We start from the raw sequence: 13,575 nt of genomic DNA on the forward strand, positions 1-13,575 counted from the left end.
TCCCCGGCCCATTCCCCCATCACCACAACAAAGAGTCTGGCCCCACCGCTCACGCGGCGGGGCCAGAACCCCAAGATCTTCATGACTCTTCTAGGTCCTGTCGTCAAACTCCCGCCTGCCCCGCGACGCCATGCACGCTCGAGCGGGAGGGGCCCCCACGCCGCCGCAGAGCCCGCCCTCCGGGCGGACGGACGGGAGTTTGACGACAGGACCTAGCGGATTCCGAGCGACTCCTCCAGATATGCGAGGGCGCCCACCGGTTCCTCGGCGAAGAACACCAGCTCCGAGAGCGGGCGCGGCAGAAAGCCCTCGTCCTCCATCCGCCGGAACTGCTGCTTCAGACCGTCGTAGAAGCCGGCCGTGTTCAGCAGGACCACCGGCTTCTCGGTGTGCCCGTGCTTCTTCAGCTCCAGGATCTCGGTCGCCTCGTCGAGCGTCCCGGTCCCGCCAACCATGATCACGACCGCGTCGGCCTTCTCCAGGAGCAGCCTCTTGCGCTCGGCCAGGTCCTCGGCGACCACCATCTCGTCGGTGCCCGTCCGCGCCTTGGCGGCCAGGAACCGGACGGAGACGCCCACGATCCGGCCGCCCGCCTCCTGCACCCCGTCGGCGACCACCTTCATGAGGCCGACGTCGGAGCCGCCCCACACCAGGGTGTGACCGCCCTTGCCGAGCAGCTCCGCGAACTGCCGCGCGGGGCGGGTGTAGCGGTCGGCGAGGTCGGCGGCGGAGAGGAAGACACAGATGTTCATGCCGAACACCGTACGCGGGAAGAACCGTGGTCCCTCACGTGCTTTTCCAATATGAGCACTGGACACACGATCACCATCGAGCAGGGCGACGAGCATGTGCGCGTGGTGCACGGCGGACAGGTCCTGGCGGAGAGCGACCGCGCCCTCGTGCTGCGCGAGACCGGCTCCCCCGCGCGGTACTACATCCCCGCCGAGGATGTCCGCACGGACCTGCTGACCCCCTCCGAGACACACACCGAGTGCCCCTTCAAGGGCACGGCGTCGTACTGGTCGCTGCCGGACGCGGAGAACCTCGTGTGGGCGTACCCCGACCCCAAGCCGGAGGTCGCCGCCATCAAGGACCACCTCTGCTTCTACGAAGTGGAGGTGTCGTGAGCGACTGAGGCCGCCGCCCTGCGGCAGTCTCACAGACATGGACAAGCAGACCACCTCACGCGACGGCACCCGCATCGCGTACGAACGCACCGGACAGGGCCCGGCGGTCGTCCTGGTGAGCGGCGCGATGTCCACGGGCGCCACCGTGGCGCCTCTGGGCGCGCATCTCCCGGACCGCTTCAGTGCGATCGTGTACGACCGCCGGGGCCGTGGCGGGAGCGGTGACTCGGAGCCGTACGCGGTGGCCCGCGAGGTCGAGGATCTCGCGGCGCTCATCGAGGCTGCGGGCGGCGAGGCGTGGCTCTACGGCATCTCGTCCGGCGGCGCGCTGGCTCTGGAGGCGGCGGCGAGCGGGCTGCCGGTGCGCGGGGTCGCCGTCTACGAGCCGCCGTTCGCCGACTACGGGGGCGGGCAGCCGGAACGCGCGGAGTACACCGCGCGGCTGGGTGAGGCACTCGGACAGGGCCGGCGCGGGGACGCGGTGGAGCTGTTCCTCGGTCTCACCGGACTGGCTCCGGAGATGATCGCCAACGCCCGCCGGTCCCCGATGTGGACCGACATGGAGGCGCTCGCGCCGACCCTCGCCTACGACGACGCCGTGATGGGCGACGGGCTGGTGCCCCGGGAGCGGCTCGCCTCGGTCACCGTCCCCGTGCTGGCCGTCGCGGGCGGGGCGAGCCCCGAGTGGCTGCGCAGGGCGGCCGAGGCGGTCGCCAGGGCGACCCCCCGGGGTACGTACCGCACCCTGCGGGACCAGGACCACATGGTGGAGCCCCAGGTGCTCGCCCCGGTGCTGGTGGAGTTCTTCGGGGGCTAGCCCCCGAAGAACGTCGTGCTCCCGGGTCTCACGCCACCGCGGGCGTCGCGCGGGTCGTCGACGCGATCGTCGCCGAACCGACCACGCGCGTGCCGTCGTACAGGACGATCGCCTGGCCGGGGGCCACGCCGCGGACCGGCTCGGTGAAGCGCACCCGCAGTTCGCCGTCGACCAGTTCCGCCGTCACCTCCGTCTCGCCGCCGTGGGCGCGGAGCTGGGCCGTGTAGGTGCCGGGGCCGGCCGGGGCGGTGCCGCACCAGCGGGGCTTGACGGCGGTCAGCGCGTCGACGTCCAGGGAGGACGCCGGGCCCACCGTCACGGTGTTGTCGACCGGCGAGATGTCGAGGACGTAGCGCGGCTTGCCGTCGGCCGCCGGGGTGCCGATCCTGAGGCCCTTGCGCTGGCCGATCGTGAAGCCGTACGCGCCCTCGTGGGTGCCGATCGTGATGCCGGACTCGTCGACGATGTCGCCCTCGGCCTTGCCGAGCCGCTGGGCCAGGAAGCCCTGGGTGTCGCCGTCCGCGATGAAGCAGATGTCGTGCGAGTCGGGCTTCTTGGCGACCGCGAGGCCCCGGCGCTCGGCCTCCGCGCGGATCTCGTCCTTGGTGGTGACCGTGTCGCCGAGCGGGAACATCGCGTGGGCCAGCTGCTTCTCGTCGAGCACGCCGAGGACGTACGACTGGTCCTTGGCCATGTCGGAGGCGCGGTGCAGCTCGCGCGTGCCGTCGTCGAGCATGACGACCTTGGCGTAGTGGCCGGTGCAGACGGCGTCGAAGCCGAGCGCGAGCGCCTTGTCGAGCAGCGCCGCGAACTTGATCTTCTCGTTGCAGCGCAGACACGGGTTGGGGGTGCGGCCCGCCTCGTACTCGGCGATGAAGTCCTCGACGACGTCCTCGCGGAACCGCTCGGCGAGGTCCCAGACGTAGAAGGGGATGCCGATGACGTCCGCGGCACGGCGGGCGTCGCGCGAGTCCTCGATGGTGCAACAGCCGCGCGCACCGGTGCGGAACGACTGCGGGTTCGCGGACAGCGCGAGATGGACGCCGGTCACGTCGTGGCCCGCTTCGGCGGCGCGGGCGGCGGCGACGGCGGAGTCGACTCCGCCGGACATCGCGGCGAGGACGCGGAGAGGGCGCTGCGGGGTGTCAGTCATAGCCCTTCAAGAGTACGGGGCGCCCGGCGCGCCCGGCTCGCGAGTACCCGCCGCCGTGCGCCGGGCCCGTGGGCCGGCTCGGACCGGCTCAGGTCAGTCCCGCGCTGCGCGCCCGCTCCACCGCGGGGCCGATCGCCTTCGCGACCGCCTCCACGTCCGCCTCCGTGGAGGTGTGGCCGAGGGAGAAGCGGAGCGTGCCGCGGGCGAGGTCCGGGTCGGCGCCGGTGGCGAGCAGCACATGGCTCGGCTGGGCCACCCCCGCGGTGCAGGCCGAGCCCGTGGAGCACTCGATGCCCTGTGCGTCCAGCAGCAGGAGCAGCGAATCGCCCTCGCAGCCGGGGAAGCTGAAGTGGGCGTTGGCCGGAAGCCGGTGCACCGGGTCCCCGCCCAGGATGGCGTCCGGGACCGCCGTACGGACCGCGGTGATCAGGGAGTCGCGCAGCGCGCCGATCTCCCGGGCGAACCACTCGCGCTGCTCGGCGGCGAGCCGTCCGGCGACCGCGAAGGAGGCGATGGCGGGCACATCGAGGGTGCCGGAGCGCACATGGCGCTCCTGACCGCCGCCGTGCAGCACGGGCACGGGGCTGTACTCGCGGCCGAGCACCAGCGCGCCGATGCCGTACGGGCCGCCGATCTTGTGGCCGGACACCGTCATGGCGGCGAGGCCGGACGCCTCGAAGTCGACCGGGACCTGGCCGAAGGCCTGGACCGCGTCGGAGTGCAGCGGGACGCCGAACTCGGCGGCCACGTCGGCCAGTTCGCGGATCGGCAGGACGGTGCCGATCTCATTGTTGGCCCACATGACCGTGGCGAGGGCGACGTCGTCGGGGTTGCGGGCTATGGCCCAGCGCAGATCCTCGGGGCGGACCCGGCCGTAGGAGTCGACGGGCAGGTACTCGACCGTGGCGCCCTCGTGTTCGCCGAGCCAGTCGACCGCGTCGAGGACCGCGTGGTGTTCGACGGGGCTGGACAGGACCCGGGTGCGGGCCGGGTCGGCGGCGCGGCGGGCCCAGTAAAGGCCCTTCACGGCGAGGTTGTCGGCCTCGGTGCCGCCGGAGGTGAAGACGACCTCGCTCGGGCGGGCGCCGAGCGCCTCCGCGAGGGTCTCGCGGGCCTCTTCGACGGTGCGCCTGGCGCGGCGGCCGGATGCGTGCAGCGAGGAGGCGTTGCCGGTGACGGCCATCTGGGCGGTCAGTGCCTCTGCCGCCTCGGGGAGCATCGGAGTGGTCGCGGCGTGGTCGAGGTAAGCCATGGTGGGCCAATTCTATGGCCGGTGGTTCTGCGGGCGTGGCGCGGCCCTTGCCGGGCGGGGTGCGGCCGGGTCTTCGGGTCACCGGGCCGCACCGCGCCTAGATGCTCCAGGACACCGTGTGGTCCATCTGCATCAGGGCCACCAGGACCACCAGGTCCGCGATGCCGAGGCCGAGGCCGAGATAGGCGCGTCCCCGGCGCTGCGTGCCGCGCCACAGGGCGACGGCGGCCAGCGCGATGGCGACGGGGCCGAGGAAGACGTTGAGGACCAGCAGGCCGAGGAGGCCCAGGATGAAGGACGCCACGGCCATGCCCTCGGCGTCGCGGGTGCCGGTGCGGCTCTCCGGAGTCGTGGCGTTCCGGTCGGCGCGGGTCGTGGTGGTGTCGTCGGCCGGAGTGGTGGTCTCGTTGCGTGTCGCGGTGAGGTTCATGGTGCGGTCATCTCCCGACGGTCGGATGGCGTACGGCGATCAGTGGGCCGATGTGTGCCGCCGACGGCCGTGCCACTCGCGGATCGCGAAGATCACGAGCCAGACGGCGATGCCGGTCGCGGCCACAAGGGTGACGGGCAGCGGGGCATGGGCCACGGTGCCCAGGACGGTCCCCAGCAGCAGAAGCGCGGCGACGAGGAACAGCATGGTGAGATCCCCTCCAAGAGGCCTCTCGTGACGGTTCGGTGAACGATTGTGGTTACATTCGTTCACTGACTCCTTAGTCTAACGCGTCCGACGGCTTTGCAATTCCAGCGAACAGTTGTTAACTGCATGGCATGAGTCACACCCTCGGCCTCCGGCAGGCCCAGAAGCAGAAGACGCGCCAGGCCCTCCTGGACGCGGCGCTCGGCCTGCTGGAGGAACAGAGCCTGAGCAGTCTCGGGCTGCGCGAGGTCACGCGTGCGGTGGGTGTCGCGCCCACCGCCTTCTACCGGCACTTCCGGTCGACGGCGGATCTCGGCGTGGAGCTCGTCGAGGCGGCCCTCGGCAGCCTTCACCCGATGATCGACTCCACCGTCGCCGCGGCCGGCGACAGCGAGGAACGCATCGCGCGCGCCGTCGACCTGATCGCCCACCATGTCGACGCGTATCCGGCGCACGTACGGTTCATCGCGCGGGAGCGGCACGGCGGTGTGCAGACGGTGCGGGAGGCGATCCGGCGCCAACTGGCGCGCTTCGCCGAGGAGGTGCAGGTGGCGTTGGCCGGACACCCCGAGTCCGCGGGGTGGAGCGAGGAGGATCTGCTGATGCTCGCCGGTCTGTACGTCGACCAGATGCTGGCGACGGCCAACCAGTTCCTGGAGGCGATGGAGGGCCCCGCCGACGAACGGGACCGGGTGGCCAGATCGGCGACCCAGCGGCTGCGGCTGATCAGCCTCGGCCGCCATCACTGGAAGTCGTAGCGGACCGCCCCCGCGGCCGACGGGACGCCCAGGCGCTCACCCGCCCTGCCGGTACAGCTCCGTGACGGAGGCCGCCGCCCGCGCCAGTTCGGCGCGCGCCTGCGGCGGCGCCAGCACCTCGACCCGGTCGGCGAACAGCAGGAGTCCGCGCACCTCGCGCAGGACGCCGTACGACAGCCGGGCGGTCACCCAGGCGCCGTCGCCCTCCTCCTCCGGCGGGGCCGTCAGCATGGAGGCCGTCAGGCGCCGGAACATGTCGAGGTGTTCACGGCGCACCCGGACCGTCACCTCTACACCGCCCGGCCGTTCCTCCACCTGCCGCCGCAGCACCTCCCAGGCGTCGGCGAGTTCGACCCCCGGGCGCCGCCGGACGGGATCCGCCAGCAGGGTCGCCGCACGCACCCGGTCGGCGCGGAAGAGCTGCGGGGTGCCGCGCCGGTCGGCGACCAGGTACCAGACGCCCGCCTTCGAGACGAGCCCGTAGGGATCGACGGTGTAGGTGTGCGCCTCGGTGTCCCCGCCGTGCCGGTAGCGCAGCAGCAGCCGGCGGTCGCTGAACACCGCGCCCTGAAGGGTGTCCAGGTCGACGATAGGCTGCGGACCGCCCTTCCAGCGCGTCGCGTCGACGAGGACACGGCGGCTGGTGGCCTCGGCGGCCGGCCGGTGCGGCGCGGGCAGCGCCGCCATCACCTTGCGCAGCGCGGAGCCGAGGGCCGCGTCCAGACCGAGTGCGGCGTGCGCGCCCTGTGCGGCCAGGACGAACAGGGCGCGCGACTCGTCGGCGGTCAGTCCCGTGACGTCCGTACGGAATCCGGTGAGCAGTTCGATGCCGCCGTGGCGTCCCCGCTCGGCGTACACCGGAACCCCGGACGCGGACAGGGCGTCGACGTCGCGGTAGATGGTGCGCACCGACACCTCCAGCCGCTCGGCCAGTTCGCGGGCCGGGACGCGTCCGCGGGTCTGCAACAACAGAAGTATCGACAGCAGGCGGTCCGACTTCACCGACCCAGCATCGCGGCGGCGAAAGGCCGTTCGCAAATGTTGACGGGAACTGTCAGGTATTACGGGGAACCTCGGGGCACCGACCCACCGAGAGGACCGTCATGAACACCGATCCCCGTCCCGTGTACGCCCGCGCCGCCGAGCAGATCGCCGCGCTGGTCAGGACCGTACGTCCGGAGCAGCTCTCCGGTGCCACGCCGTGCACCGAGTTCGACGTGCGGACGCTGCTGTCGCACATCGTCGGCGGCACGCGCCGGATCGCCGTGATCGGTGCGGGCGGCGACGGGCTGGCCGTGCACCCGTTCGTGGACGGCGTCGCGGACGACGGCTGGCCCGAGGCGTACGACGCGGCCGGCGCCGAGGTCCGGCGCGCCTGGGCGGACGACGCCCGGCTGGACGCGCCGGTCCGGGTGCCGTGGGGCGAGACTCCGGGGCGCAACGCGCTGTCAGGGTATGTGATGGAGGCGGTCACACACACCTGGGACCTGTGGGAGGCCCTCGGCCGACCGATCGAACTGGATCCGGATGTGGCCGAGTTCGCGCTCGCCGTCGCCCGGGTCGTCCTGCCGGAGCCGGAGCGCGGCGACGACGTCCCCTTCGGCTCGGCCCGTCCGGCTCCCGAGGGGGGCGACGCCTACGAACGACTGGCGGCCTGGCTCGGCCGTGGGCCGGTGGCGGTCGGCTGACCGCGCGACCAGGTTGCGGCACGTTCCGGACCGCACCCCCACCGGGGCGCGGTCCGACGCGCGGGCGGGCTCAGGCCAGCCTGACCCGAGCCAGCTGACGGGACTGTGCGACCAGGCGGTCCTGGCTGTCCCAGACCTCGGCGTCCTCCTCCACGAAGCCGCCGGCGAGGTTGCGTGTGGTGATCGAGACCCGGAGCGGGCCCGGCGCCGGACGGCAGCGCACATGCACGGTCAGCTCGACGGTGGGCACCCAGCCGGAGATGCCCATCTCGAAGGCGGTGGGCGGCAGTGCGTCCACGGCGAGGAGCAGCGACAGCGGGTCCGCGTCGCGGCCGTCGGCGAGCCCGAACCACGCGCGCATCTCGCCCTTCCCGCTGGGCGCGCCCAGGGCCCAGCCCAGGGTGGCCGGGTCCAGCTTGAGCATCAGCCGCTCGGTGATCGCCGAGCTGCCGGAGACGGGCGCCGGACCGTCCCCGGAGCCGAAGCACTGGTCGATGGGCGGGAAGGCGGGTGGCTGCGCGCTCGTGCGCACGTCGTCGGGCAGGGAGTCCAGGTCGCCGTACGAGGCGAGGACACGGATGCGTTCGACCTCGCGGCCCTCGTCGTCGTACTGGAAGAGGGACGCCTGGCCGGTGGAGAGGGTGCGGCCGGTGCGCACGACGTCCGTGCGGATCACCGCGGGTCCCGGCTGGGAGGCGGTGAGGTAGTGGGCGGAGATGGTGAACGGGTCCGGATGCGGCAGGGCGTCCGCGAGGGCGCGGCCGAGGACGGCCAGCAGATAGCCGCCGTTGACGGCGCTGATGATCGTCCAGCCGGCGGAGAGGTCGATGTCGTAGACGCCGGGTTCCCGGAGGGTGACCGCGGTGTCGCGGTCGAACTCGCTGTCACCGATCGCGGCCGTCACGGCCTGTGCGGTTGCTGCTTCTGGCATGCCTGAACCGTACAATGAGAAATTACTAAGCGGTAGCTTTGTTGTGTTCCAAATCCGTGACACCCCGAGGAACACCCATACGGATCCAGCCATTCCTAGGTGAGGTTTTGGCAATTTCTCGGTAAGTGTCCGCACTCGTCCGTGACCGAGTGGCCCTCGTTTCCCTCTCAGAAGACGTACAGCCAGACCATCCCGTTCACAGGAAGAGCCGCCACGCCGATGAGCCTGACCGGGACGCCGTTCCTCTTCACGTCGATCGTCCTAGTGGCGATCGCCCTCATCCTGCCTCTGTTCCTGTGGTCCCGGATCCGCGGGCCCGTACTGCTGCGCCACGCCGCCCGGGTGGCGATGCTGCTGTTCGCCCAGGTCACCGCGGTCACCCTGGTGTTCGTCCTGGTGAACAACGCGAACAGCCTCTACGACAACTGGTCCGACCTGCTCGGCACCGGCAACCATGTGAGCCAGGCCGCCGACCTCGGCAAGGACGGCACCGGCGGGATCCAGATCAAGGCCCTGCCCAAGATCCACCAGGCGTTCACCCCCGCCGACGGGCCGGGCATGCGCTCGGCCGGCGGTGTCAGCGTCACCCAGCTCAAGGGCCAGGTGTCGGGCGTCGACGCCGAGGTCTACGTCTGGCTGCCGCCGCAGTACAACGACCCCGCGTACAAGAACAAGAAGTTCCCCGTCGTGGAGCTGCTCTCCGGCTACCCCGGCTCGGCGAAGGCCTGGTTCGGCTCCCTCCAGGTGCATGAGCAGCTGCTGCCGCTGATGCGCACCGGGCAGGTGGCGCCCTTCATCCTGGTGGCGCCGCGCACCAACCTCATCGCCAAGGTCGACACGGGCTGCGCGAACATCCCCGGCGTCGTGAACGCCGACACCTGGCTCAGCATCGACGTGCCGAAGATGGTGACGGACAACTTCCGCGCCCAGTCCGCGCCGAACGGTTGGGCGGCGGCCGGCTACTCGGCGGGCGCACACTGCGCCGCGAAGCTAGCGACCGCGCACCCCGACCGCTACCGGGCCGCGATCAGCCTGTCCGGCTACAACGACCCGATCGGCGAGCGCAAGTCCCTGGCCGCGCGCACCATCGCGCTGCGCCACGCGAACAACCCCTACTTCCTGCTGAAGGGCCAGCACACCCCGCCGCACATCTCCCTCTACCTGTCCGGCCAGCTCGGTGACGGCTACCAGGCGGCCGCGGCGCTGGAGCAGATCGCCAAGCCCCCGACCGTGGTGCGCGCGGTGCTGATCCCGCGCAGCGCCGGCGGGCACAGCATGGCCCTGTGGCGGCCGCAGATCCCGTACGTCTTCACCTGGCTCACCCAGCAGATGAGCGGGAAGGACACCGCGGGGACTACTCCTCAGCAACCGTTGACCGGCGGTTCCAAGCGCGCGGCGCTCGCCAGTGGAACCGCATCGCCAAAAGGCGTAGTACGAAAGCGGTGACGACCGCGAGCCCGGTCGTCAGCGGGGTCAGCGTGTCGTAGCGGATGCAGAGCACGACCATGGTGGAGCCGACGATCGCCGGGACCGCGTAGAGGTCGCGGTCCCAGCGCAGCAGTGAGGGCACCTCGTTGGCGAGAACGTCGCGCAGGACGCCGCCGCCCACCGCGGTGGCGAGGCCGAGGGCCGCGCTCGCGGTGAGGCCCAGCCCGTAGTCGTAGGCCTTGGTCGTGCCCGAGACGCAGAACAGGCCGAGGCCGGCCGCGTCGAAGACGTTGACGGCCGTCTGGATCCGCTCCACCTGCGGGTGGAGGAAGAAGACCAGGAGCGCGGCGAGCAGCGGGGTCAGGAAGTACCCCAGATCCGTGAACGCGGCCGGCGGTGTGGCACCGATGATCACATCGCGGAACAGCCCTCCGCCCAGCGCCGTGACCTCGGCGAGCACGGCGATGCCGAACACGTCGAAGTTCTTGCGGACGGCCAGGAGCGCACCGGAGATCGCGAAGACGAAGATGCCGACGAGATCCAGGGTGTGCTGGACGGAGGGGCTGAACAATTGCTGGAGCACCTTTACATTCTCACCCACTCGGGTGAATGTACCTTGCAAAGCAAGGCAAGGGCTCCGGAACACCGAGGTTACAAGACCGGACGCTCGGTGCTGTAGATCCACTTCTGGAACAGGTCGTCCAGCTGCTGCCCGGAGACCTTCTCCGCGAGCCGGATGAAGTCGGCGGTGTTCGCGTTGCCGTAGCGGTGGAGCTTCGTCCAGGCGGGCAGGAGCCGGAAGAACGCGGTGTCCCCGATGCGCTCACGCAGGGCCTGGAGGGCCATCGCGCCGCGCTGGTAGACCGCGGAGGCGAACATCGTGTCGCGCTGGGGGTCGGCCACCTCGATCTTCCAGAACGGGTTGTCGGCCGGGCGGCTGTTGTACGCCGCGAGGAACTGGTCGTGTGCGGTGCCGGTGCCCTTGTGCTCCGCCCACAGCCACTGGGCGTAGGTCGCGAAGCCCTCGTTGAGCCAGATGTCCTTCCAGCGCTCGACGGAGACCGAGTCGCCGAACCACTGGTGGGCCAGCTCGTGCACGATCGTCGACTCGGAGCGCACGGCCGAGTACGCGGGCTTGGACTGGACCTCCAGCGAGAAGCCGGCCTCGGGCATGTCGTCGACGATGGCGCCGGTCTCCTCGAAGGGGTACGGGCCGAAGATCTTGGACCAGTAGTCGGTCGCCGCGGCGGTGACCGCGTAGACGTCGACCGTGTTGCTGTTCGCGAGCGCGGGGTCGATGGCGACGTAGATCGGGATGCCCGACGGCGTCCTCCCGGTGCGCACATCGAACTTGCCGATGGTCGCCGTGGCCAGGTATGTGGCCATCGGCCGCGACTCCCGCCAGTGGGTGATCGTCTTGTCGCCCTTGTCGTACGTCGACACCAGCCGCCCGTTGGACACGGCGGTCAGGCCCTTGGGCGCCTTGATGCGGATGTCGTAAGTGGCCTTGTCGGAGGGGTGGTCACTGGAGGGGAACCAGGTGGAGGCGGCGTTGGGCTCGCACGCGACGAAGACGCCGTCGGCCGTCTTCATCCAGCCGTACTGGGAGCCGAAGACGATGGGGCCGCTGAGCGGCTCGGGGACCCCGCCGTAGGTGACGGTGACCGTGAAGTTCCCGCCCCGGGGAAGGACGCCGCGCGGGGTGATCCGGATCTCGTCGCCGTCGCGCGTGAACGCGGTCCGTCTGCCGTTCACCTCGATCCGCGTGACCTGGAGCTTCTGGAGGTCCAGATCGAAGGACGTGAGGCTCTGGGTGGCCCGGGCCGTGATCGTCGTACGACCGTCGAGTCGGCCGCGGGCCGGGTCGTACGCCACGTCGAGGGCGTAGTGGCGGACGTCGAAACCGCCGTTGCCCAGCTGCGGGAAGTAGGAGTCGCCGATGCCGGGGGCCCCGGCCGAGGGCGCCGGGGAGGCCGCGATGACGAGGAAGGAGGCCGCCGAGACGGCGAGGGCTCCCAAGCGTGCCGAACGGGAGAGCGCCATGAGTCATCCCTTCGAGCGTGCTGTCGATCAGACGGACACGCCAGACTCTGCACTCTCCCTTCCAGGCATGTACATGACTTTACCAATCCGTCATGTGCCATACCTCGCGTTGCTCCTGACGAAACGGGTATGCCCCGGTGACCGTTCTCCGGTCACCGGGGCATACCCGTGCGTGAGTTACTTCCCGCCGTCGGTCTTCGACTGCTTCGCCGCCTCCGACGACCCCGGGGTCTCGTCGGAGGCGGCCTCCGCGGGCTCCTCGGAGGCGGTCTCGGCCGACTCCTCGGTGTCCGTGGCCTCGGCCTCCGGCGTTTCCTCGGCCTCGGCGGCCTCGGCGGTCTCCGGGGTCTCCTCGGAAGCAGGCTCCGCGGCCTCCGCGGGCTCCTCCGTGGCAGCCTCGGCCGGCTCCTCGGCAGCGGTCTCCGCGGCCTCGGCGGCCTCGGCCTCCGCCGGCTCCTCGGCGGCGGCCTCGGTGGTCTCCGCGGTCTCCGGGGTCTCCTCGGAAGCAGGCTCCGCGGCCTCCGTCGACGCCTCGGCAGCAGCCTCCGCCTGAACCTCCGCGGCCACCGCCGCCGACGTCTCCGCCGACTCCTCCAGCACCGCGTCCGGGACCAGCTCCGCCGCCTCCTTGGCGTCGGACAGCAGCACGGTGTCCTGCGGGGCCTGGTCCTCGAAGTTCTCCGGGTGGTGGCAGGCCACGCGCTGGCCGGGCTTCAGCTCCAGGAGCTGCGGCTCGGTGGTGCGGCAGATCTCCGTCGCCTTCCAGCACCGCGTGTGGAAGCGGCAACCGCTCGGCGGGGAGATCGGCGAGGGCACGTCACCCTTGAGCAGGATGCGCTCGCTCTTGACGTTCCGTCGCTTCGGGTCCGGGATCGGCACCGCCGACATCAGCGCCTTGGTGTACGGGTGCATCGGCGCCTTGTACAGCGAGTCGCGGTCGGCCAGCTCGACGATCTTGCCGAGGTACATCACCGCGATCCGGTCCGAGACGTGCCGGACGACCGAGAGGTCGTGCGCGATGATCACGTACGTCAGGCCCAGCTCCTGCTGGAGGTCGTCCATGAGGTTCACGACCTGAGCCTGGACGGACACGTCCAGCGCGGAGACCGGCTCGTCGGCGACGACCAGCTTCGGCTTCAGGGCCAGCGCCCGGGCGATGCCGATGCGCTGGCGCTGACCGCCGGAGAACTCGTGCGGGTAGCGGTTGTAGTGCTCGGGGTTGAGCCCAACCACCGACAGCAGCCGCTGCACCTCCTTCTTGATGCCGCCCTCGGGCTCGACGCCCTGCAGCCGGAAGGGAGCGCCGACGATCGTGCCGATGGTGTGACGCGGGTTCAGCGACGAGTACGGGTCCTGGAAGATCATCTGCACATCGCGGCGCAGCGGACGCATGCCGCTCACCCCGAGGTGCGTGATGTCCTTGCCCTCGAACTCCACCTTGCCGGCGGTCGGTTCGAGCAGTCGGGTGATCAGCCGGCCCATCGTCGACTTGCCGCAGCCCGACTCGCCCACGACACCGAGGGTCTCACCGGCCCGCACCTCGAAGTCGAGGCCGTCGACCGCGCGCACCGCCCCGACCTGCCGCTGGAGCAGGCCCTTCCTGATGGGGAAGTGCTTCTGCAGCCCGGTGACCTTCAGCAGGACCTCGCCGGGAGCGGCGTCCTGGTTGAGAGTGGCCGTGCCGGAGGCCTTGTCCTCGGCGCCGTCGCTCTGGGCAGGGATGCTCACTGCCTTGTCCTCT

Annotated in this window: 15 protein-coding genes; 5 read left to right on the forward strand and 10 right to left on the reverse strand. The window is 71.0% G+C overall.

Features of this window, described 5'->3' with window-relative positions; genetic code table 11:
* Positions 1-212: 212 nt before the first annotated feature.
* Positions 213-752, reverse strand: a complete 540-nt coding sequence (locus ACFYX0_RS30550) for a TIGR00730 family Rossman fold protein (protein WP_388974842.1) — start codon at positions 750-752, stop codon at positions 213-215.
* 51 nt (positions 753-803) lie between these two features.
* Between ACFYX0_RS30550 and ACFYX0_RS30555 the strand changes: the two genes are divergently transcribed.
* Positions 804-1,127 carry a DUF427 domain-containing protein gene (locus ACFYX0_RS30555; RefSeq protein ID WP_311695087.1) on the forward strand — a complete coding sequence of 108 codons (324 nt, stop codon included), beginning with the start codon at positions 804-806 and terminating at the stop codon, positions 1,125-1,127.
* 37 nt (positions 1,128-1,164) lie between these two features.
* Positions 1,165-1,944, forward strand: a complete 780-nt coding sequence (locus ACFYX0_RS30560) for an alpha/beta fold hydrolase (RefSeq protein ID WP_388974844.1) — start codon at positions 1,165-1,167, stop codon at positions 1,942-1,944.
* Between the two features lie 28 nt (positions 1,945-1,972).
* Here the strand turns inward: ACFYX0_RS30560 and mnmA are convergent, their stop codons facing one another.
* From mnmA to ACFYX0_RS30580, 4 genes are all read right to left on the reverse strand, one after another.
* The gene (mnmA, locus tag ACFYX0_RS30565; RefSeq protein ID WP_388974846.1) at positions 1,973-3,097 is read right to left on the reverse strand and encodes a tRNA 2-thiouridine(34) synthase MnmA; all 1,125 of its coding nucleotides are present in this window, start codon (positions 3,095-3,097) and stop codon (positions 1,973-1,975) included.
* 88 nt (positions 3,098-3,185) lie between these two features.
* On the reverse strand, positions 3,186-4,349 hold the full coding sequence (locus ACFYX0_RS30570) for a cysteine desulfurase family protein (protein ID WP_388974848.1): 1,164 nt from the start codon (positions 4,347-4,349) through the stop codon (positions 3,186-3,188).
* Between the two features lie 97 nt (positions 4,350-4,446).
* Entirely contained in the window at positions 4,447-4,779 is a 333-nt protein-coding gene (locus ACFYX0_RS30575; RefSeq protein ID WP_388974850.1) for a DUF4190 domain-containing protein, read from the reverse strand.
* A gap of 39 nt (positions 4,780-4,818) precedes the next feature.
* Positions 4,819-4,986 carry a hypothetical protein gene (locus ACFYX0_RS30580; RefSeq protein ID WP_388974852.1) on the reverse strand — a complete coding sequence of 56 codons (168 nt, stop codon included), beginning with the start codon at positions 4,984-4,986 and terminating at the stop codon, positions 4,819-4,821.
* Between the two features lie 131 nt (positions 4,987-5,117).
* On the opposite strand from ACFYX0_RS30580, the gene ACFYX0_RS30585 reads away from it, so the two are divergent.
* Positions 5,118-5,744: a TetR family transcriptional regulator gene (locus ACFYX0_RS30585; protein WP_388974854.1), complete on the forward strand. Its 627-nt coding sequence runs from the start codon at positions 5,118-5,120 to the stop codon at positions 5,742-5,744.
* 36 nt (positions 5,745-5,780) lie between these two features.
* On the opposite strand, the gene ACFYX0_RS30590 is transcribed toward ACFYX0_RS30585, so the two are convergent.
* Positions 5,781-6,746 (reverse strand): helix-turn-helix transcriptional regulator, encoded by a 966-nt coding sequence (locus ACFYX0_RS30590; protein WP_388974856.1) that lies wholly within the window; start codon positions 6,744-6,746, stop codon positions 5,781-5,783.
* Positions 6,747-6,847: 101 nt separating this feature from the next.
* Between ACFYX0_RS30590 and ACFYX0_RS30595 the strand changes: the two genes are divergently transcribed.
* Positions 6,848-7,432: a TIGR03086 family metal-binding protein gene (locus ACFYX0_RS30595; protein WP_355904691.1), complete on the forward strand. Its 585-nt coding sequence runs from the start codon at positions 6,848-6,850 to the stop codon at positions 7,430-7,432.
* Between the two features lie 70 nt (positions 7,433-7,502).
* Here ACFYX0_RS30595 and ACFYX0_RS30600 read toward each other — a convergent pair whose 3' ends face one another.
* Complete coding sequence (locus ACFYX0_RS30600; RefSeq protein ID WP_388974858.1) at positions 7,503-8,363, reverse strand: thioesterase family protein; 861 nt, start codon at positions 8,361-8,363, stop codon at positions 7,503-7,505.
* A 219-nt stretch (positions 8,364-8,582) separates the two neighbouring features.
* Between ACFYX0_RS30600 and ACFYX0_RS30605 the strand changes: the two genes are divergently transcribed.
* Positions 8,583-9,809 (forward strand): alpha/beta hydrolase, encoded by a 1,227-nt coding sequence (locus ACFYX0_RS30605; RefSeq protein ID WP_388974859.1) that lies wholly within the window; start codon positions 8,583-8,585, stop codon positions 9,807-9,809.
* Here the strand turns inward: ACFYX0_RS30605 and ACFYX0_RS30610 are convergent.
* From ACFYX0_RS30610 to ACFYX0_RS30620, 3 genes are all read right to left on the reverse strand, one after another.
* Positions 9,718-10,374, reverse strand: coding sequence for a trimeric intracellular cation channel family protein (locus tag ACFYX0_RS30610; RefSeq protein ID WP_388974963.1), 657 nt, complete (start codon positions 10,372-10,374; stop codon positions 9,718-9,720). The genes ACFYX0_RS30605 and ACFYX0_RS30610 overlap by 92 nt on opposite strands.
* A gap of 68 nt (positions 10,375-10,442) precedes the next feature.
* Entirely contained in the window at positions 10,443-11,834 is a 1,392-nt protein-coding gene (locus ACFYX0_RS30615; RefSeq protein ID WP_388974861.1) for a M1 family metallopeptidase, read from the reverse strand.
* A 177-nt stretch (positions 11,835-12,011) separates the two neighbouring features.
* Entirely contained in the window at positions 12,012-13,562 is a 1,551-nt protein-coding gene (locus tag ACFYX0_RS30620) for an ABC transporter ATP-binding protein (RefSeq protein ID WP_388974863.1), read from the reverse strand.
* Between the last annotated feature and the right edge of the window lie 13 nt (positions 13,563-13,575).

This window comes from Streptomyces sp. NPDC002573, from assembly GCF_042889625.1.
Classification (GTDB): Bacteria; Actinomycetota; Actinomycetes; order Streptomycetales; family Streptomycetaceae; genus Streptomyces; species Streptomyces gibsoniae.

Coding starts and splice junctions, on each gene's coding strand:
- ACFYX0_RS30550 (WP_388974842.1), bottom strand. CDS start 752: ATGAACATCTGTGTCTTCCTCTCCGCCGCCGACCTCGCCGACCGCTAC.
- ACFYX0_RS30555 (WP_311695087.1), top strand. CDS start 804: ATGAGCACTGGACACACGATCACCATCGAGCAGGGCGACGAGCATGTG.
- ACFYX0_RS30560 (WP_388974844.1), top strand. CDS start 1,165: ATGGACAAGCAGACCACCTCACGCGACGGCACCCGCATCGCGTACGAA.
- mnmA (WP_388974846.1), bottom strand. CDS start 3,097: ATGACTGACACCCCGCAGCGCCCTCTCCGCGTCCTCGCCGCGATGTCC.
- ACFYX0_RS30570 (WP_388974848.1), bottom strand. CDS start 4,349: ATGGCTTACCTCGACCACGCCGCGACCACTCCGATGCTCCCCGAGGCG.
- ACFYX0_RS30575 (WP_388974850.1), bottom strand. CDS start 4,779: ATGAACCTCACCGCGACACGCAACGAGACCACCACTCCGGCCGACGAC.
- ACFYX0_RS30580 (WP_388974852.1), bottom strand. CDS start 4,986: ATGCTGTTCCTCGTCGCCGCGCTTCTGCTGCTGGGGACCGTCCTGGGC.
- ACFYX0_RS30585 (WP_388974854.1), top strand. CDS start 5,118: ATGAGTCACACCCTCGGCCTCCGGCAGGCCCAGAAGCAGAAGACGCGC.
- ACFYX0_RS30595 (WP_355904691.1), top strand. CDS start 6,848: ATGAACACCGATCCCCGTCCCGTGTACGCCCGCGCCGCCGAGCAGATC.
- ACFYX0_RS30600 (WP_388974858.1), bottom strand. CDS start 8,363: ATGCCAGAAGCAGCAACCGCACAGGCCGTGACGGCCGCGATCGGTGAC.
- ACFYX0_RS30605 (WP_388974859.1), top strand. CDS start 8,583: ATGAGCCTGACCGGGACGCCGTTCCTCTTCACGTCGATCGTCCTAGTG.
- ACFYX0_RS30615 (WP_388974861.1), bottom strand. CDS start 11,834: ATGGCGCTCTCCCGTTCGGCACGCTTGGGAGCCCTCGCCGTCTCGGCG.